General features: G+C 39.7%; 17 protein-coding genes and 2 tRNA genes. 7 read left to right on the top strand and 12 right to left on the bottom strand.

The features are described 5' to 3' along the window. Positions 1-33: 33 nt before the first annotated feature. The gene (locus tag IA57_RS02745) at positions 34-738 is read right to left on the bottom strand and encodes a queuosine precursor transporter (protein ID WP_036118973.1); all 705 of its coding nucleotides are present in this window, start codon (positions 736-738) and stop codon (positions 34-36) included. Between the two features lie 74 nt (positions 739-812). Between IA57_RS02745 and folK the strand changes: the two genes are divergently transcribed. Next, positions 813-1,943, top strand: coding sequence for a 2-amino-4-hydroxy-6-hydroxymethyldihydropteridine diphosphokinase (gene folK / locus IA57_RS02740; RefSeq protein ID WP_036118971.1), 1,131 nt, complete (start codon positions 813-815; stop codon positions 1,941-1,943). Between the two features lie 39 nt (positions 1,944-1,982). Here the strand turns inward: folK and IA57_RS02735 are convergent, their stop codons facing one another. Then, entirely contained in the window at positions 1,983-2,522 is a 540-nt protein-coding gene (locus IA57_RS02735; RefSeq protein WP_036118969.1) for an RNA methyltransferase, read from the bottom strand. Between the two features lie 232 nt (positions 2,523-2,754). Here IA57_RS02735 and mutS point away from each other — a divergent pair, with 232 nt between their 5' ends. The 3 genes from mutS to IA57_RS02720 all read left to right on the top strand — a co-directional run bounded on the left by mutS (position 2,755) and on the right by IA57_RS02720 (position 5,756). Further along, positions 2,755-5,367 carry a DNA mismatch repair protein MutS gene (gene mutS / locus IA57_RS02730; protein WP_036118968.1) on the top strand — a complete coding sequence of 871 codons (2,613 nt, stop codon included), beginning with the start codon at positions 2,755-2,757 and terminating at the stop codon, positions 5,365-5,367. Positions 5,368-5,580: 213 nt separating this feature from the next. Next, positions 5,581-5,652 (top strand) — tRNA-Gly (locus tag IA57_RS02725). Positions 5,653-5,672: 20 nt separating this feature from the next. Then, positions 5,673-5,756: transfer RNA gene (locus tag IA57_RS02720), tRNA-Leu, on the top strand. A gap of 1,278 nt (positions 5,757-7,034) precedes the next feature. Here the strand turns inward: IA57_RS02720 and IA57_RS02715 are convergent. Both IA57_RS02715 and IA57_RS02710 read right to left on the bottom strand, forming a co-directional pair. Beyond that, a complete protein-coding gene (locus IA57_RS02715) occupies positions 7,035-7,355 on the bottom strand; it encodes a hypothetical protein (RefSeq protein ID WP_036118966.1) in 321 nt (106 codons plus the stop codon). Positions 7,356-7,476: 121 nt separating this feature from the next. Further along, positions 7,477-8,739: a 3-deoxy-D-manno-octulosonic acid transferase gene (locus IA57_RS02710; protein WP_084176707.1), complete on the bottom strand. Its 1,263-nt coding sequence runs from the start codon at positions 8,737-8,739 to the stop codon at positions 7,477-7,479. Between the two features lie 46 nt (positions 8,740-8,785). Between IA57_RS02710 and IA57_RS02705 the strand changes: the two genes are divergently transcribed. From IA57_RS02705 to IA57_RS02695, 3 genes are all read left to right on the top strand, one after another. Then, positions 8,786-9,919 (top strand): DegT/DnrJ/EryC1/StrS family aminotransferase, encoded by a 1,134-nt coding sequence (locus IA57_RS02705; RefSeq protein ID WP_036118965.1) that lies wholly within the window; start codon positions 8,786-8,788, stop codon positions 9,917-9,919. Beyond that, the gene (galE, locus tag IA57_RS02700) at positions 9,912-10,937 is read left to right on the top strand and encodes a UDP-glucose 4-epimerase GalE (RefSeq protein ID WP_036118964.1); all 1,026 of its coding nucleotides are present in this window, start codon (positions 9,912-9,914) and stop codon (positions 10,935-10,937) included. The genes IA57_RS02705 and galE overlap by 8 nt, the downstream gene beginning before the upstream one ends. A gap of 178 nt (positions 10,938-11,115) precedes the next feature. Beyond that, positions 11,116-11,307 carry a hypothetical protein gene (locus tag IA57_RS02695; protein ID WP_036119457.1) on the top strand — a complete coding sequence of 64 codons (192 nt, stop codon included), beginning with the start codon at positions 11,116-11,118 and terminating at the stop codon, positions 11,305-11,307. A 36-nt stretch (positions 11,308-11,343) separates the two neighbouring features. Here the strand turns inward: IA57_RS02695 and lspA are convergent, their stop codons facing one another. From lspA to IA57_RS02655, 8 genes are all read right to left on the bottom strand, one after another. Beyond that, complete coding sequence (gene lspA, locus IA57_RS02690) at positions 11,344-11,841, bottom strand: signal peptidase II (RefSeq protein ID WP_036118961.1); 498 nt, start codon at positions 11,839-11,841, stop codon at positions 11,344-11,346. Then, the gene (fabD, locus tag IA57_RS02685; RefSeq protein ID WP_036118959.1) at positions 11,841-12,734 is read right to left on the bottom strand and encodes an ACP S-malonyltransferase; all 894 of its coding nucleotides are present in this window, start codon (positions 12,732-12,734) and stop codon (positions 11,841-11,843) included. The genes lspA and fabD overlap by 1 nt, the downstream gene beginning before the upstream one ends. Positions 12,735-12,794: 60 nt before the next feature. Then, complete coding sequence (locus tag IA57_RS02680) at positions 12,795-13,844, bottom strand: DUF6340 family protein (RefSeq protein ID WP_036118957.1); 1,050 nt, start codon at positions 13,842-13,844, stop codon at positions 12,795-12,797. Between the two features lie 2 nt (positions 13,845-13,846). Then, positions 13,847-14,773, bottom strand: coding sequence for a dihydrofolate reductase (locus IA57_RS02675; protein WP_036118956.1), 927 nt, complete (start codon positions 14,771-14,773; stop codon positions 13,847-13,849). Positions 14,774-14,784: 11 nt separating this feature from the next. Next, positions 14,785-15,609, bottom strand: a complete 825-nt coding sequence (locus IA57_RS02670) for a thymidylate synthase (RefSeq protein ID WP_036119453.1) — start codon at positions 15,607-15,609, stop codon at positions 14,785-14,787. Positions 15,610-15,804: 195 nt separating this feature from the next. Continuing rightward, positions 15,805-17,562 carry a nucleoside transporter C-terminal domain-containing protein gene (locus IA57_RS02665; RefSeq protein WP_036119450.1) on the bottom strand — a complete coding sequence of 586 codons (1,758 nt, stop codon included), beginning with the start codon at positions 17,560-17,562 and terminating at the stop codon, positions 15,805-15,807. A gap of 7 nt (positions 17,563-17,569) precedes the next feature. After that, positions 17,570-18,190, bottom strand: a complete 621-nt coding sequence (locus tag IA57_RS02660) for a bifunctional nuclease family protein (protein ID WP_036118954.1) — start codon at positions 18,188-18,190, stop codon at positions 17,570-17,572. A gap of 143 nt (positions 18,191-18,333) precedes the next feature. Next, positions 18,334-19,293, bottom strand: coding sequence for an electron transfer flavoprotein subunit alpha/FixB family protein (locus IA57_RS02655; protein WP_036118951.1), 960 nt, complete (start codon positions 19,291-19,293; stop codon positions 18,334-18,336). Positions 19,294-19,301 lie beyond the last annotated feature (8 nt).

Below are 19,301 nucleotides of genomic sequence, written 5' to 3'. Positions count from 1 at the left end.
CAACAAGGTTAATGCGTTAAATAAACTTTAACATTATAGCAAGCTAATTTCTTCGTTGGGTTTTAAGTTGAATCGCTTTCTAAAGGCATAAACGCCTAGGTATAAAAATGGGGTGTCGAGCAGGGCAACGAGCACTTTAAAAATGAATCCGCTTAACAGCAGCCCTAAAAAGAGATCCCATTCAATTTTCCCGAATGAACACAAAAGAAACAAGACCGTAAAGGTGTCGACAAATTGCGATAGCCAGGTCGAAAAATTGTTGCGCAACCAGAGGTGTTTACCTTTGGTTAAGCGCTTCCAGAAATGATAAATCTGTATGTCGACAAATTGTGCCAGTAAATACGCCATCATACTTGCAAAAACAGCAATGGCTGTACTGCCAAAAACAGTAGAAAACAAATGGTCGTTTACGGGCGACCATTTGGTTGCCGGAACAGCATTAGCGACATAAATAATAAGCATGGAGAAAAACGAGGCAAAAATACCGGTGATAACTATTTGGTTTGCGCGTTTTTTGCCATAAATCTCGCTTATTAAATCGGTGATTAAAAATGTAATGGGGTAGGGTAAAATGCCTACCGATACTTCAAATAGGGAGGCGTTAAAAACCGTCAAGTTAAACGGGTGCCAGTAAAAGAATTTCTGAAAAATAAGGTTGGATACCACTAGCGAGGTAATAAACAAAGCAGCCAAGATAAGGTAAATACGTTGTGCTGCTAGGGTGTCTTTTTTGCTCATAAAGAAGATTGTGGATAAATAGGTTTTGTAAATATAAACTATTAAAAATACTTTTAGTTATTTTGGCACTTCTTATGGCAGGCATTCATAACGTATACATAGCATTAGGGAGCAATAAGGGCGACAGGTTAAAACACCTGCAAGATGCCGTTGATTTGATTTTTGAAAAATTGGGCAGCGTTTTGGCAATTGCAAAAGTATATAGCACTCCGGCTTTGGGTTTTGAGGGCGACCATTTTTTTAATACCTGTTTGTTATTGCAAACCACCCAAGATGCCCAAACCGTTATAAAAACACTCTTAGAGATAGAAAAACGCCTAGGCCGTGAACGTACAAACACACTGGGTTACGAGTCGCGCACCATAGATTTGGATGTGTTGTTTTTTAATGACGAACAAATAACAAGCGAAGCGTTACTGGTGCCGCACCCTAAAATGCACGAACGTCGGTTTGTATTGCAGCCACTGGCCGACATTGCTAGTAAATTTCACCATCCGGTTATTAAAACGTCCATTGCAGAACTCTTAACGGCCTGTCCCGACAAAAGCACCTTGACTCCAGCAAATGTTTGGATAAAACATCCTATAAAAAAATACGAGCTGTCTAAGTTTAATTACATTGCCATAGAAGGGAATATTGGCGCAGGAAAGACCAGCTTGGCAACGATGATTTCTGAAGATTTTAATGCGAAATTAATTTTAGAACGGTTTGCCGATAACCCGTTTTTGCCAAGGTTTTACGAAGACCAACAGCGGTATGCGTTTACTTTGGAAATGTCTTTCTTAGCCGATCGTTACCAGCAAATTAGCGATGACCTATCGCAATTGGATCTTTTTCGGGATTTTATTGTGAGCGATTACGATATTTACAAATCCCTTATTTTTTCTAAAATTACCTTGCCGGAAGATGAATTTAAACTCTACCGAAAGCTGTTTTATTTAATGTATAAGGATATTGCCAAGCCCGAATTGTATGTTTACCTTTATCAAAATACCGAGCGGTTGCAGGAAAACATTAAAAAACGGGGCCGCGATTACGAACAAAACATCGAAAATGCCTACCTAGAGAAAATCAATTCTGGGTATTTGGACTTTTTAAAAAAACAAACCGAGCTCAACGTAAAAATAATTGACATCTCGGAGCGTGATTTTGTCGTGCATCGCGAAGATTATCTTTGGTTGTTAAACCAGATAAGTAACGGTTAGCCAGCTTGTTTTATTAAAAAAAAGTAACGGCTAAAAAGCTTATGGCGTGACGGCTTTTAACTTGCTAAACACATCCCAAACCACAACACCACAGCTTACCGAAATGTTTAAGGAGTGTTTGGTGCCAAACTGGGGGATTTCCAAAACCACATCACTAGCCGATACCACTTCTTGCTGCACGCCTTTCACCTCATTGCCAAAAACCAGGGCATAAGTTGTGTTTGCCTCTGGGGTAAAAGCATCTAGCATGGTGGCATTTTCGGCTTGCTCGACCGATACAATTTTTACGTGGTTGTTTTGTAGGTCTTTTATCAGGGTTAGTGTGTCTTCTACATGTTCCCAAACAACGGTTTCGGTGCTGCCCAAGGCCGTTTTATGAATGTCTTTATGTGGCGGTGTTGCGGTAATGCCGCAGAGGTAGATTTTTTCAATTAAAAACGCATCACTAGTTCTAAACACCGATCCAATATTGTTTAGACTTCTAATGTTGTCCAAAATGATGATAAGCGGTGTTTTTTTCGACGTTTTAAAGCCTTCAACACTTAAGCGGTCCAATTCGCTGTTTTTTAGTTTTCTCATAGTTGTCTTCCGCGAAAGCGGATGTTCTATTGTTATTTCTTTTTATAATCTTCAAATTAAGCTGAGGTTATGTTGGTTAAATGATGTTTGCAATTGCCCAACATCTTTTCAACAGCTGTAAATAACTATACCAATTTTATGTTTTAAAAAGCGTATAATAATAATTAACTTGCGTGATTACAAATCACGACAAAGGTAATAGATTCTGTACCAAGTTCGGAGCAGCAAAATTATGGCAAAAAAAGCAAAAAAAGTCACCCCGTTAATGCAACAGTACAACGCTATTAAGGCGAAATATCCAGATGCGATGTTATTGTTTCGGGTGGGAGATTTTTACGAAACCTTTGGGAGCGACGCCGTTAAGGCCGCCAAAATTCTGGACATAGTACTAACCAATAGGAATAATGGTGGCGAAAAAACAGAACTAGCAGGGTTTCCGCACCATTCGTTAAACACCTATCTGCCTAAATTGGTAAAAGCGGGACAGCGCGTTGCGATTTGCGACCAGTTGGAAGACCCTAAGCAAACCAAGAAAATTGTAAAGCGCGGTGTAACCGAGTTGGTGACTCCCGGTGTGGCACTGAATGATGAGGTGCTAAGCTCGAAGACGAATAATTTTTTGTGTGCCGTACATTTTGATAAGAAAGCAATAGGGGTGTCGTTTTTAGATGTGTCTACGGGCGAGTTTTTAACCTCGCAGGGTCACGCCGAGTATGTTGATAAGCTGCTTCAGAATTTTAACCCCAGTGAAGTGTTGGTGTCTAAAAAATCCAAGGCCAGTTTTCAAGCTGCTTTTGGAGCGGATTTCCATACCTTTTATTTAGAAGATTGGGTGTTTCAGCCCGATTATGCCAACGAGACCCTAACACGGCATTTTAACACCACATCCTTAAAAGGTTTTGGGGTTGATAACTTATATGAAGGCGTTATTGCTTCGGGGGCAGTGCTGCATTATTTATCGGAAACGCAACACAACAAGTTGGAGCATATTACCGCCATTGGCCGTATAGCCGAAGACGAATATGTGTGGATGGACCGCTTTACCATTCGCAATTTAGAGCTGTACCAGTCTACCAACGTAAATGCCGTAACCTTACTGGATGTTATAGATCATACCATAACGCCTATGGGTGGGCGTTTGCTAAAGCGTTGGTTGGCCTTGCCGCTTAAAAACATCGAAAAGATAAAGCAGCGCTATCAGGTGGTTCAGCATTTGCTGGAGCATCATACAGTGCTTCAAAAAATGCAAAACCACATCAAGCATATTGGCGATATCGAACGGCTAATTTCTAAGGTGGCAACAGCAAAGGTGAGTCCGCGCGAGGTTATTCAGCTTAAAAACTCCTTAGAAGCCATAGTGCCCATTAAGGCTTTGGCCATGCAAAGCGATAATGAGGCTTTGCGGGTTTTGGGCGATACGCTTCAGGAGTGCGATACCTTGCGGGAAAAAATTAAGGCGAGCTTAAGCGAAGATGCTCCTGTAAATATTTTAAAAGGCCATACGATAGCCAGTGGGTTTTCTACGGAATTGGACGAGCTTAGAACATTAGCCACTTCAGGAAAACAATATCTAGATGAGATGTTGGAACGCGAAAGTGAGCGTACGGGGATTCCATCGTTAAAAATAGCCTCTAACAACGTGTTTGGGTACTACATAGAGGTGCGAAATGCGCATAAAGACAAGGTGCCTGAAGCCTGGGTGCGCAAGCAAACCTTGGTAAATGCCGAACGCTATATTACCGAGGAACTTAAAGAATACGAAGCCAAAATATTAGGCGCCGAAGAGCGTATTCTGGCCATTGAACAGCAGCTGTTCTCTGAGCTGGTAAGCTGGATGGGGCAGTTTATTAAGCCCGTACAGCAAAATGCATTTTTAATAGGAACATTAGACTGTTTATGTGGGTTTGCGGTCTTGGCCAAGACAAACAATTATACATGCCCAACCATCGATGATTCGTTTGGGTTGGAGATAAAAGAAGGACGCCACCCGGTAATAGAAAAGCAGTTACCCGCTAGCGAAGCCTATATTGCTAATGATGTGCACTTAGATCGCGAACAGCAACAGATTATCATGATAACCGGGCCAAACATGTCTGGTAAATCGGCTATTTTACGCCAAACGGCTTTAATCGTGCTGTTGGCGCAAATAGGGAGTTTTGTGCCGGCCAAAGCGGCAAACATTGGGTTGGTCGATAAAATATTTACACGCGTAGGAGCCAGCGATAACATTTCTATGGGCGAGTCGACGTTTATGGTAGAGATGAATGAAACGGCTTCAATATTGAACAATATCTCAGACCGCAGTTTGGTGCTGTTAGACGAAATTGGTCGGGGTACAAGTACTTACGATGGGATTTCGATTGCTTGGGCCATTAGCGAGTATTTGCACGAGCACCCGGCAAGACCAAAAACCCTGTTTGCAACGCATTACCACGAGCTGAATGAAATGACCGAAACCTTTGGTCGGATTAAAAATTACAACGTATTGGTTAAGGAGCTAAAAGACAATGTGCTTTTTTTACGGAAATTGGTAGCGGGCGGTAGTGAGCACAGCTTTGGTATTCACGTGGCCAAAATGGCCGGAATGCCACAACACGTCATACAACGGGCTAATAAAATATTGAAAAAACTGGAGAAGTCGCATTCTAGTGAAGAACTGACCGATAAGGTTAAAACTTTGGCCGATGATGACATGCAATTGAGTTTCTTTAATTTAGATGATCCTTTGTTGGAGCAAATTAAAGAGGAAATCCTCCATACCGATATCGACACGTTAACCCCAGTGGAGGCTTTAATGAAGTTAAACGAGATAAAACGGATGCTTGTTAAAAAGAAGCAGGCCTAGTAGGAAATAAGGCGCCTAATACGTTTTAGAAATTTTTAATGAAGCATTTTAGAGAAAACAAAAAACCTGAAACGATATTTTTACGACCTATGAGAGAGGCAGTTGGAAACGGGGAATTCTTTTATTGAAAAAAATATTGAAAAAGCCTTTGGAATTCTAAGAATTGTATTAAATTTGCCCTCGCAAATGAAAGAAACGTTCATTTTATAACATGCGAAAGTAGCTCAGGGGTAGAGCATCACCTTGCCAAGGTGAGGGTCGCGGGTTCAAATCCCGTCTTTCGCTCTGAGACAAGAATAGTCCAAGCAGAAGTGGTGGAATTGGTAGACACGTTGGACTTAAAATCCAATGACCATTTGGTCGTGCGGGTTCAAGTCCCGCCTTCTGTACTGTAAAAAACCTGTAACAACTTAGTTACAGGTTTTTTTGTTTTTAAAGGCCTTAGAGTTTTCTGAGGCCTTTTTTATGTGTAAACCCAACAAGGAGTTATGTTTTAAGGTGTATGATTAAATAAGAGTCATTTTCATTTTTTGCGTCTGATTCTAAATAATGAATAAATAATTTATTTTTAGTCTATTAGTTAAGAAGTTTTATTGTGTTAAAAGTTTTAGAGTAGGCAAGAATAGATAGCACCAAAAGCACCAAGAAATTATAGTAGAATTGTTGTGCGCCTTCATTAAAAAGTAAAAAAAAACGGTCAAAAAGTAAAGTAAATTTAAAGCCTTGCCTAAAATTACTTTAGATTCTAAAATTCCTTATATTATTGTTTATAATTACTTTCACTCTAGTTATATCTCTGTTGCTGTTTTTGAAATATGTAACTAAAACAGTCTAAAAGATGGTTTAGTTAAATGTAATTGATTACGATTGAACCTAACATTAAAGAAACTTTTGTTGTAGATATGTCAAATGCTAAATTAGTTTTTAACAAGTTGTACAGCTTAAAAGCGATGGTGTTTCCAAGCCAAAAAATCTTCTAAATTTGAAACATGAGTTTAAATTTATTTCATGTTACCTAATCGATTATACCACATCCAGCTTTCATTTTCATGGAATATTAAGTGATTAACGTCTAATTGACATGTACGATGCAATTTTTTGGTATGAATACATTTTATTGCACCACTTTTTTGGAAAGTTTTGATACATCTGATTTAGTAAAAATAGGGTGTTGTATTTCTAAGTTAAATAATACTATTTATAGGCTAGTTGCTTATTTTCATAATTAGATTCTTATACAAACTATTCGTTTTAAGTTTTGGACTGAACTATAGATAGTTTGAGGAGTTGAAGGCTAAAAACAATGGTTCCCTGGGGCTGATAAACAATGATAAGAGGAGCGTGCGAAGTCGCCATTAAAGTTTACGAACGATATTCTTTTATTAGGAAACAGATACGGTCAAGTATTTAACAGTATAATAGCAGAACTATAGGTTTGAAAAGAAACGGCTAGGAAAGGGCTGTAGAGACTTTAAGAGTGTGTGTTAGATATAAGGTAGTGCACAAGGTAAAGAAGCAGTAGCAGAGCGGTAAGTGCTTATCCGCAGGTTGTTTTGTAGTATACAGCAAAAACAGTTTAAAGCACATTTCGCATTAAAACGTTAACAAACAAAAAGCCCCTAATGTAGTTAGGGGCTTTTTGTTTTTAAGGTAAAAAAGAACGAAAATTATTCGTCACCTTTTAATTGATCACCAGCTTCTTTTACTGCATCTTGAACAGCTTCGCCAGCTTCTTTAGTTTCTTCTACAGCGTTGTCAACAGCTTTACCAGCCTCTTCCATAGCGCCTTCGGCAGCTTCGCCAGCTTCTTCAGCAGCTTCTTCTACTGCATCTTGAGCGTCTTGTGCTGTTTCTTCAATAGCATCTTGAGCATCTTGAGCTGCATTTTCTATAGCTTCGCCAGCATCTTCTTTTTTAGTGTCTCTACAAGAAGTGAATGTTAATCCTAAAGCCATTAATAAAGCTACGCTTAATAATAATTTTTTCATTAGTCTAAAGTTTTAGTGTTAAAAATTTAATAAACACGAATTTAACAACTTATTGGGTAACTATGCAAGAATTATTTAACATATTTTAACAATAGAGGTTGGTTGTTTAAGTGTTTTGCTTTTAATTACGTATAAAGTCCATAATTTGGATGACCGCCCCTGTGTTTTTTTTAATATAGTGGGCGTTTTGATTTCCAGCTTGTTGTCTCTTATTGCTGTCTTGGATAAGTTGGGTTAAAGTTTGGGTAAGTTCGGTTTTAGTTTTTATAGAGAACATGCCGCCCAATGCAATCATATGGGATGCTTCTGGAAATTTCTCGTAATGACTGCCAATTATAATGGGTATACCAAAAACGGCGGCTTCTAAGGTATTGTGCAGCCCGGTATGGCCAACGGCTCCACCCACATAGGCAATATCGGCATAGTTGTAAATTTTTGAAAGTAAGCCAATAGTATCTACAATAAAGACGTTGCTCTCTTCTAGATTGGCCTGCGCTTTATTGGAGAACAATGCGACCTTTTTGGTAATGGCAAGGGTTAGTTTTTCAATTTGTGCGGCTTTAATATTGTGTGGGGCAATGATAAATTTAATGCCATCAGGGCTATTGTTTATAAAATCGACTAAAAGCGCTTCGTCTTCCGGCCATGTGCTACCCGCTACCAAACACAAGTTATCTTGCTTAAACCGCTCAATAAAAGCTAAGCTGTTGTCCATGTTTAATTGGCTGGAAACCCTGTCGAAACGCGTATCGCCACTTATGGTAACATGACGATAGCCTATGTTTTCAAGCAAATGTTTTGAAGCCTCGTCTTGAGTGAAAATATGATCGAACGCAAATAAGGCTTTTTGCATAAACCGATATTTAAAATAGTGCTGGTTTTTTCTAAAAAGTGCCGAGATTAAAAGGGCTTTTCTGTTTTTAGACTTTAATTCGGATAGTAAGTTTGGCCAAATATCGTACTTAACAAATATGGTTAGTTCGGGGTTTATCAGGGAGACAAATTGTTTGGCATTTGCCTTGCTGTCCCATGGGAGGTAACAAACCACATCGGCAATATCGGTGTTTTTTTTAACCTCGTATCCCGAAGGCGAGAAAAAGGTAAGGACAATTTTATGGTTTTTATATAAGTGCCTAATGTTTTTAAAAACAGGATAGCCTTGTTCGTATTCGCCCAAAGATGCGCAGTGAAACCAAATGGTGTTGTCATTTGGGGAAAGTTGCGCTTTTAATAGAGGAAACGTTTTTTTTCTGCCCGCAACGCCCAGTTTTATTTTTTTATTGAATAGCGCTACTGTTTTTAAAACAGATGGCACCAAAATAATTAGAATGTTATAAAGAAAATGCAAGGTTTTTACTTTGTTGCTAAAATACGTTTCTTTCATAAAAAATCATTGGTTAGCGTTGGTGAATTTTGTAATTTCGTCAGGTATGAAAAAAATTCAAATGGTTGACCTTAAAGGTCAATATTCCGGTATAAAAAATGTTGTAGATCCTGCAATACAGGAGGTTATAGATACAGCGGCATTTATTAATGGTCCTAAGGTTCACGAGTTTCAGAAGAACCTAGAGACTTATTTAAACGTTAAACATGTTATTCCGTGTGCCAATGGCACCGATGCATTGCAAATTGCCATGATGGGACTTGGCTTAAAACCCGGCGATGAGGTTATTACTGCCGATTTTACATTTGCGGCAACTGTAGAGGTTATTGCTCTTTTAGGCTTAACCCCTGTTTTGGTCGATGTAGAACCAGATACATTTAATATAGACATAGCGGCTATTAAAAAGGCCATTACACCAAAAACCAAGGCTATTGTTCCTGTACACTTGTTTGGGCAATGCGCCAATATGGAAGCTATTATGGAAATTGCCCAGGCAAATAACCTTTATGTTATAGAGGACAATGCCCAGGCCATAGGCGCAACATATACCTATAGCAATGGCAAGAAAGCCAAAGCGGGAACCATTGGTCATGTGGCGTCTACATCGTTTTTTCCTTCCAAGAATTTAGGGTGCTATGGTGATGGCGGTGCGATTTTTACAAACGATGACGATTTGGCCCATACCATTAGAGGAATTGTAAACCACGGGATGTACAAACGTTACCACCATGATGTTGTTGGTGTGAATTCACGATTAGATACAATACAAGCCGCTGTTTTAGATGCTAAATTGGTGCATTTAGATCATTACAATGCTGCAAGAAGAAACGCAGCCCATACATATAACGAGCACTTTAAAGACGTAAGCGAAATAACAACGCCTTACGAGTATGGTACTGCCGATAACCACGTATACCATCAATATACATTAAAGTTATCAGGAGTAGATAGAGATGCTTTGGTGCAATATTTAAACGATAACAATATTCCATGCGGGGTGTATTACCCCATTCCGTTGCACAACCAAAAGGCTTACCAAGACACGCGATATAACGAAGCCGATTTTACGGTAACCAATCAATTGGTGAAAGATGTTATTTCTTTGCCCATGCATACCGAGCTTGATGATGAGCAGATAGCCTTTATAGCCAATCATGTGAAGACATTTATCAATGGCTAAAAAAGTATTAGTAACAGGAGGGCTCGGCTTTATAGGGTCGCATACGGTTGTTGAATTGCAAAACAAAGGGTTCGATGTGGTTATTATCGACAATTTGTCCAATTCGTCAATAGCTGTTTTAGATGGTATATGCAACATTACCGGGAAACTTCCTGAGTTTGAAAAAATAGACTTGAGGGATCGGTCTAAGGTTCAAGCATTTTTTAAAAAATACAATAACCTATCGGGGGTGATACATTTTGCGGCAAGTAAAGCCGTTGGCGAGAGTGTAAATAAGCCGTTGCTTTACTACGAAAACAACATTAATACCTTAGTGTATTTATTGCAAGAATTTTGCGAAATGCCTGCTGCAAATGTTATTTTTAGCTCATCTTGCACCGTATATGGGCAAGCAGACGAGTTGCCAATTAAAGAACACGCCCCCATTAAACCTGCCGAATCGCCTTATGGCAATACCAAACAAATAGGGGAGGAAATTATTAAGGACACCTGCAGTGCCCACAACAACGTAACGGCAATTGCCTTGCGTTATTTTAATCCTATTGGAGCGCACGAGTCTACTTATATTGGAGAACTACCTATTGGAGTACCCCAAAACCTAGTGCCTTTTATAACCCAAACAGCTGCTGGTATTAGAACCCAGCTATCGGTTTTTGGAAATGATTACCCTACCGAAGATGGAACTTGCGTACGCGATTATATTCATGTTGTCGATTTAGCAAAAGCCCATGTTGTAGCCTTAGAGCGTTTGCTTTCGGGAAGCAATAAGTCCAGCTTTGAAGTGTTTAATTTAGGCACAGGCAAAGGCAGCTCGGTGCTGGAAGTTATCAATTCATTTGAAAAGGTATCTAACAAAAAATTGAATTACAGTATTGCCGATAGAAGACCAGGAGATGTTATTGCAGCTTATGCCGATACAGAAAAGGCGAACAAAGAATTGGGTTGGAAAGCAACTTTATCTCTAGACGACGCTTTGCTTTCTGCTTGGAATTGGCAGAAAAAGCTTTCTAAGCTGTAAGATTTTACTTCGGTTTATATATTAGGAGTTATTCCGGTTAAAAGTTGTCAATTCGGCAATTTTTTTTGTTTAACATTAATAATATGTTAATAATTAATTGATTAACAATGACTTAACTTTTAAATTTGTGTTTTACCCCAAACCTTTGTTATCTTTGTCTCTAATGAAAACTGATTTTATGAAATTGATTACAGTAAAAAGAGAAACCAAAGAAGAAAAAAGGTACACGCCAAAAATGGGCGAATTGTTTACCAAAGTAACGTACATTAAAAAGCGCTTTTTAAGCATTCCTTTTAAAACATTACACAAATATAGAGAGACCTACTATGGCGAGGTTAAGGATTGTCAAGCCTGCCGTTTAGCAAGATAATATCAAAAAAATAAAATTTAAAAAATGCCCCAAAAGCTAGTTGCTTTCTGGGGCATTTTTATATTTAAAATTAGCGTAAAGTAAAAGTCCAAGCCCAAGCATAACAGACATGTCTGCCACATTAAAAATGCCGGTTCTAAAAACGCCTCCTAAATCAATGTGAAGAAAATCTGTTACCGACCCAAAAACAATCCGGTCAAAAACATTGGCAATACCGCCACCTACAATACAGCAAAACCCAACAAGCGAGGCTTTGTCTAAGGTTTTGTGCTTAAAAATATAATACACTACGTAGCCCAAAACAACTATAGGTAAAAGCAATAAGAAAATAAGGCGTAAGGTTGGGTTCATATCGCTTCCCATGCCCAAAAATGCCCCTCTATTTTCTACATTGGTTAAAATAAGGTATTTGCCTATAATGTCGCTTTCTTGGTAAGGCGTTACAGTAGCGCGAACAATAACCTTGCTTATCTGATCTATTGCAATGTTAAATACAATAAGACCAATAATAAATACAGATCGGGATAGTTTCATTAGGCGTTGGTGTCTAAAGTTGCTGAAGTGGCTCCGGCAGTGCGATCAATTTTCTTTACCAATCCTTGCAGTACTTTTCCAGGGCCGACTTCTGTAAATAAAGTGGCACCGTCTGCTATCATTTGTTGCACCGATTGAGTCCATTTTACAGGCGCTGTTAATTGCGAGATTAAATTGGTTTTTATGGCCGCTTCATCAATCACGGCATTTGCAGTCACATTTTGGTAAATGGGACAGTTGGGTTTATTAAATGTGGTATTTTCTATTGCAGCAGCTAATTCTTCTCTTGCGGGTTCCATTAATGGTGAATGAAACGCTCCTCCAACGGGTAAGACCAAAGCACGACGCGCTCCTTTTTCTTTTAAGGTTTCGCAGGCTTTGTTAATAGCGTCTATTTCGCCAGAGATTACCAATTGCCCAGGACAGTTGTAATTTGCGGCAACCACAATACCTTCGGTCGAAGCACATACGCTTTCAACCACAGCATCGTCTAGCCCTAAAACCGCAGCCATAGTGCTGGGTTGTAATTCGCACGCTTTTTGCATGGCTTGAGCCCGTTGTGAAACCAGTTTTAAACCATCTTCAAAAGTTAAGGTGCCATTGGCAACCAAGGCAGAAAACTCTCCAAGGGAATGCCCAGCAACCATATCGGGCTTAAACTGGTCGCCTAAGGTTTTTGCTAAAATTACCGAGTGTAGGAAAATGGCCGGTTGGGTTACCTTGGTTTGTTTTAGGTCTTCGGCAGAACCTTCAAACATAATATCTGTTATGGAAAACCCTAGAATGTTATTGGCTTTTTCAAAAAGATCTTGTGCCATTGGCGCGTTTTCGTAAAGGTCTAAGCCCATACCCGAAAATTGGGCCCCTTGACCCGGAAATATATATGCGTTCATTGTTTTCAATTGTTTATAGCTGCAAAAATAGGAATAATAAGTTTTATGTGCCAAAAAGAACTAGTCTTGATGCTGTTGATTGAGCATGGCGTTTGTACGAATGCGTTGTTTTAGGATGTTTACATAGCGTAGGGCAATGTTATCGTTGTAATCGGTATAGGCTTTAGAGGCCCATTTTAAAGCTTGCTCCAAATCGCCATTAATTTCGTTAATGATGGCCATGTTGTAACAGGCCCTGCCCGCTATTTTTAATTTGGGGTTGTTAAGTTCTTTTTCCCATAATTCGGCAGCACCGTTCCAATTGCCGGTTTGGGCTCGGCGTTTGCCTATTTCAAAATTATCGGTGCCTTTTACATAATAATCTCTAGCAACTCTAATGCTATAGGGGCGTGTTCTTAGGGCGTAATCTTGTCCTAACAACGTGCTTATTTGCAGGACGGCTTCTTTTCGGCCTTTAAGCGCTTCTATAGCTTTTGTAGGGCTAATGCCTCTTCCTGAGGAAGTGCTGGTCTGGTTGACAATAATTTCATCTAGAATTTGTCTGGAGGTGTTGTCGTAAACCCGAAAGCCAATTTTAATTAAGGTGTTTATGGTTGCTTGGTGTTCAATAATGGGGACTTTAATGCCTAAGGCATTTACCTTTTGTACGGTATTGGTGGTGTAATTTACGGTCGCGTCGGTGTCGTAAAAAGAAAGAGCTATAATGGCGTCTACATTATTTTCTGTGCATAGGTCGTCTATCAAAGTCCAAGGAATGGCACTCGGAAAAATGCCAAGTCCAGGGTTTTCAATTTTATCGCTTTCTATGGTACTTATCGAGACAAACCTCGTGTCTTTGGCTAATTGGTCCTTAATGGCTTGAATGGTGTATGTTGCACCGTCTTCATCTAGGTTTTTGTCTTCTATTGAAAGGATTTGGTCAATTTTATCCAGTAGCTTATTATCATCAGAGGCTAGGCTTCTGTTTAACAGTCCAATTTTAGTGATGTTTTTATCGATGTAAACGGGAGCAGGTTCGGTAACACTAAGGGTTAAGCGATTTGTTGTGGCGCAACTACAGGCTAATATGGCCAAACTTAAACAAAGGATAAGCCTTGGTAAAGATGTCATGATTACTGTTTTAAGTAGGTGATAAATGAAAAGGCATGGGCGTGCTTTTCGTCTTTGGGGTGGGAGGTTTTGTTTACTTCCTTCCAAATGGTATGGTCTATTTCGGGGAAAAACGTATCGGCGCCTTCAAAGGTGTCGTGTACGCGGGTTAGCTCTATTTTATCGGCCAAAGCCATGGCTTGCTTGTAAATTTCACCCCCGCCAATAATAAACGGCTGAAGGTCTGTTCTTGCGGCATCTAAGGCATCTTCCATATTGTTAACCACTATAACGCCATCGGGCGCCTTATAGTCCAATTGTCGGGTAACAACAATGTGTGTACGGTTGGGCAATGGCTTAGGAAAGCTTTCAAAGGTTTTGCGGCCCATAATTATGTGGTGACCCGAGGTAAGTTGCTTAAAACGCTTTAAGTCGTCGCTTAAATGCCAAATTAAATCGTTGTCCTTGCCAATGGCATTGTCTTCTCCTGCTGCAACAATTATTGTTAAGGTTTTGGTATTAGGGCTTTTTTTTTGTTGCTGAAGTTCTTTGTTGGCGGTGTTGTGCTCTAGAGTTGTTTTTTCTGCCTTGTCCAGTTGTTGCTTAAGTTTTTCAAGGCGCTGCTGTTGTTGTGCCACCAATTTATCCAGCTGCTGCCTTTCCCAGTTTTTTCCCATAAATTTGTGGGTTACAAACACATTAAACAGGTGGTAAACAAATAAAAACAACCAGATTAGTATGGCATAAACAAACCAATCAACACCTAAGATTTTGAGGTCTTGACCTATACCTAAAACTGTATTGGCAACAATTAAAAAGATGGCGCCAATAAGGAACACAACAAAGTGAACATACAGGCGTTTTTTTTGTTTTATACGGCGTTGGGCATTTTCAATAAGCTCTAATTGCGCTTGGTCTATTTGTGGTTTTGATTTCTTTTTTCCGAACATAGCGTTATAAATTAAATCGCAACAGCACCTTTAATGTGCGGGTGCGGATTGTAATCTACCAAGGTAAAGTCTTCAAACGTAAAATCAAAGATGTTTTTTACTTCTGGGTTTATCATCATTTTAGGCAATGGTCTTGGCTGGCGGGTTAGTTGCAGTTTAACCTGCTCGAAGTGATTGCTGTAAATATGCGCATCGCCAAAGGTGTGGATAAACTCTCCAGCTTCGTAGCCACATACTTGAGCCATCATCATGGTTAGCAAGGCATAGGAGGCAATGTTAAAAGGCACGCCAAGAAAAATGTCGGCGCTGCGTTGATACAGTTGACACGACAGTTTGCCATCGGCAACATAAAATTGAAAAAACGCATGGCAGGGCGGAAGGGCGGCTTTACCATTGGCTACATTTTCCGAAAAGCTTTTAGAGGTGTCGGGCAATACCGAAGGGTTCCAGGCAGAAACCAACATTCTCCTGCTGTTAGGGTTGTTTTTTAAGGTCTCGACAATATCTTTAATTTGATCGATTTCATCGCTGTTCCAGTTGCGCCATTGGTGACCGTAAACAGGGCCCAGATTGCCGTTTTCATCGGCCCATTCGTTCCAGATTTTCACGCCATTTTCGGTTAAATACTGTATGTTGGTATCGCCTTTTAAAAACCAAAGCAATTCGTAAATAATAGATTTTAGGTGAAGCTTTTTTGTAGTAACCATAGGAAACCCTTCACTTAAGTTAAACCGCATTTGGTGACCAAAAACACTTTTTGTGCCCGTTCCTGTACGATCGCCTTTTTCATTGCCGTTTTCCATAACGTGCTTAACCAAATCTAAATACTGCTTCATAATTATCATCTGCGAAGGCAGGAGCCTTCTTTTAATTGTACAACTTTAATTGAGGATGTAAATGGGTTTTACACCGAAGATAAAAATATAAAAAAGGGCTACATCAACATGATTTAACCTGAGTATTCTATTAAAAGTTATTAACGGTTTTTTGGGAGCTAGAGATAGTTATGTTATAAAAACAAGTTGTTGCTTTTACCCAATAATCATTCCTGCTATGGTTGCCGAAATTAAAGAGGCTATGGTGCCTCCAATTAAGGCTTTCATACCAAATTGCGATAAGGTTTTGCGTTGCCCTGGGGCTAAAGAGCCAATACCACCAATTTGTATGCCAATAGAGGCAAAGTTGGCAAATCCACAAAGCATATAGGTCGCCATGATAATCGATTTTTCGTACTTTAAATGGGTAACGCTGGCAACATTCTTAAGCTCTGCCAATTGAATGTATCCTATAAATTCGCTGGCGGCTAGTTTAATGCCTAAAAGCTGCCCCATAAGGGCCATGTCTTCTTTTGCGACACCTATTAACCACATTAATGGCGCAAAAAGATAGCCCAGAATAAACTCTAAGGTAAGCCCTTCTTTGTAAGGGGTGTTGCTGGCTATAATATCGTTAAGTGAGGTGAATTGCCAATTGATGTTTAAGGCTGTTATTGTTATGCCATCAAAACTTGCTATGCCACTTAAAAGTCCGTTAAACATGGCGATAAACGCCACAAAAACAAGTAGCATGGCACCAACATTTACGGCCAGTTTTAAGCCTTCGGTAGTGCCGTTGGCAATGGCGTCTAAAATATTAGATCCTATTTTTTCTTGCGAAACGGAAACTTCGGTGTTTACTTTTTCGGTTTGTGGGTAAAGGATTTTAGAGATTACAATGGCACCGGGTGCAGCCATCACCGAAGCGGCCAATAGGTGCTTTGCATAAAACAACCTTAATTCGGTATCGTCGCCACCAAGAAACCCAATATATGCTGCTAAAACGGCACCAGCAACGGTGGCCATACCGCCAATCATGACCAAGAGCATTTCAGATTTATTCATCTTCTCGAGGTAGGCCTTGATTAATAACGGGGCTTCGGTTTGCCCCAAAAAGATATTTCCGGCAACACTTAAGCTCTCTGCTCCAGATATTTTTAGGGTTTTAGACAACAACCAAGCCATGGCTTTAACCACTTTTTGAATGATGCCCAAATAAAACAAAACAGAGGTAAGAGCAGAAAAGAAAATAATGGTAGGCAACACCTGAAAGGCAAAAATAAATCCAAAGGTATCCATGTCTACAACAAGGCCTTCAAACAAGAATTTACTACCAGCCCTTGTAAAATCCAACACGCTTACAAAAAGACCGCCTACAAATTCAAACACGCCTTTAACCAGATCTATTTTTAAAACGCCAATGGCTATTAGCAACTGGAAGGCCAAACCAAAACTTACAATTTTCCAATTGATGGCTTTTCGATTTTTGCTTAAAAGAAAGGCCAGGAGCAACAGGACAAACATGCCTAAAGCGCCACGCCAAAAGCCATTAAACGTAAAGCCTTGGCTGGGTATAATGCTATTTTCGGGAGCTGTTTTTAAATTGGCAATAGGTTGCGATACTGCGGTGAAAGCATATTTAATGCTGTTTTCAGAAAAGACCAAAGTCGAATCTGTGAGTTCGTTAATTTTGTAGCGTCTTATGGTGTCGTGAGGTTGGTTGTAATACAGTACCAACAGGTTGTTTTGCCGAATAAAATCGCCCGAGGCGTTTAAGGTGTCCTTGGCTAACAGGGAGTAGGAAAAGGTGTTTTCGTTTAGGTTTAAAACATCGGTCGAGTCGATGTTAAATAGGGTTTTACCAGCGTGGTTTGTTATGGATTCGAACTGCCATTTTTTTTCTAACTCTTGGGCATGAAGCGTTGCATTTAGCCCTAAAAAAATAGCGAAAAGCGCTAGTAAAAACTGTTTCATGGGTTTGTTATCGTTTAGAGATTTCGTCACGTATTTTAGCAGCCTTTTCGTAGTCTTCCATAGCAACGGCTTCATCTAAGAGATTGTGAAGCTCTTGTAGGGTTTTGTGTTTGTAGTCGTCTCTAGAGGATGGCGTTTCGGCTTCTAGTTCGCCAGCAGAGAAGTCGTCCATTAAAATGTTGTCTTCACTTTCTTCATCGTCTTTTTTAGGTTCGACTTTTAGGTAAATGCCAGCTTTGTCTAAAATGTTTTTGTAGGTAAAAATAGGGGCGTTAAAGCGTAAGGCCAAAGCTATGGCGTCGCTGGTTCTGGCATCTATAATTTCTTCAATCTTATCGCGCTCGCAAATTAAGCTGGAATAAAAAACGCCATCGACCAACTTATGGATAATAACCTGTTTTACAACAATATCGAAACGGTCTGCAAAACTTTTAAATAAATCGTGGGTAAGTGGTCTTGGTGGGCGGATTTCTTTTTCCAGTGCAATGGCAATGGATTGGGCTTCGAAAGCACCGATTACGATGGGCAGTTTTCGGTCGCCATCTACTTCGTTTAATATTAGGGCGTAAGCGCCGTTTTGGGTTTGGCTGTATGAAATGCCCTTTATGTTAAGACGAACTAAACTCATAGAAATATAAAAACACAAAGAACTGTTTAAATTAAGACTTTACCAACTGCTAGATGTAAATTTTATATAAAACGATAGCGGTTACAAGATGTAAAGCGCAATTCAAACAGTTCTTTTATAAATACAATTTATAAAAAAAATACTTATTGCTGTGCTTTGAATGTTTTTAATTCTTCGATAAGTTTCGGAACCACTTCAAAAGCATCGCCAACAATTCCGTAATCGGCAGCCTTAAAGAACGGTGCTTCTGGGTCGGTGTTGATAACTACTTTTACTTTAGAGGCGTTAATTCCTGCTAAATGCTGGATGGCTCCCGAAATACCTACGGCAATGTATAGGTTAGAAGCTACGGGCTTACCAGTTTGTCCTACGTGTTCGCTGTGTGGTCGCCACCCTAAATCGCTAACGGGTTTAGAGCAGGCGGTAGCAGCACCAAGTACTTCGGCAAGATCTTCTATCATATTCCAATTTTCTGGGCCTTTAAGACCACGGCCGCCTGAAACAACAATTTCGGCATCGGCAATGGTAACTTTACCGGTTACTTTATCGACAGCTTCTACAGTTACTGTGTTTTCTGGTAATGATGGTGAAAAAGCTTCTTCTGTTGCACTTGCTGTGTTTTCAACCACACCAAAAGCGTTTTTTGATAGGCCAATAACTTTTACATCGGTATCTATAGATGTGTTTGCAAATGCTTTGTTGGTAAATACGTTGCGTTTTACGGTAAACGGCGTTGTGCTTGAAGGTGCTTCAACAACGTTAGATGCGTAGCCTGCGTTAAGGTTTACGGCCAATATAGGCGCCATGTACTTGCTGTCTGCGCTAGAGCTTACAACAACAACTTTAGCACCTTCTTTTTCGGCGGCTTGTTGTAAAACGCTGGCGTAAGACTTGGCATTGAAAGTGTCTAAACTGGAATCGTTTACTTTTAAAACGGTATCTACACCATAATTCCCTAAAACCGAACTGTCTTCAGCATTAATGGTAACCGCTGTAACGGTGGTGCCCATCTTGTCGGCAATGGTTTTGGCGTAAGAAGCAGCTTCTAGAGCTATTTTTTTAAATGTTCCTTTATCGGATTCTGTATATACTAAAACTGACATGATTTCTC

Source organism: Mangrovimonas yunxiaonensis (genome assembly GCF_000733475.1).
Lineage (GTDB): Bacteria > Bacteroidota > Bacteroidia > Flavobacteriales > Flavobacteriaceae > Mangrovimonas > Mangrovimonas yunxiaonensis.
Note: the sequence above shows the minus strand (reverse complement) of the source record. Positions and strands in the feature narration are given on the sequence as shown.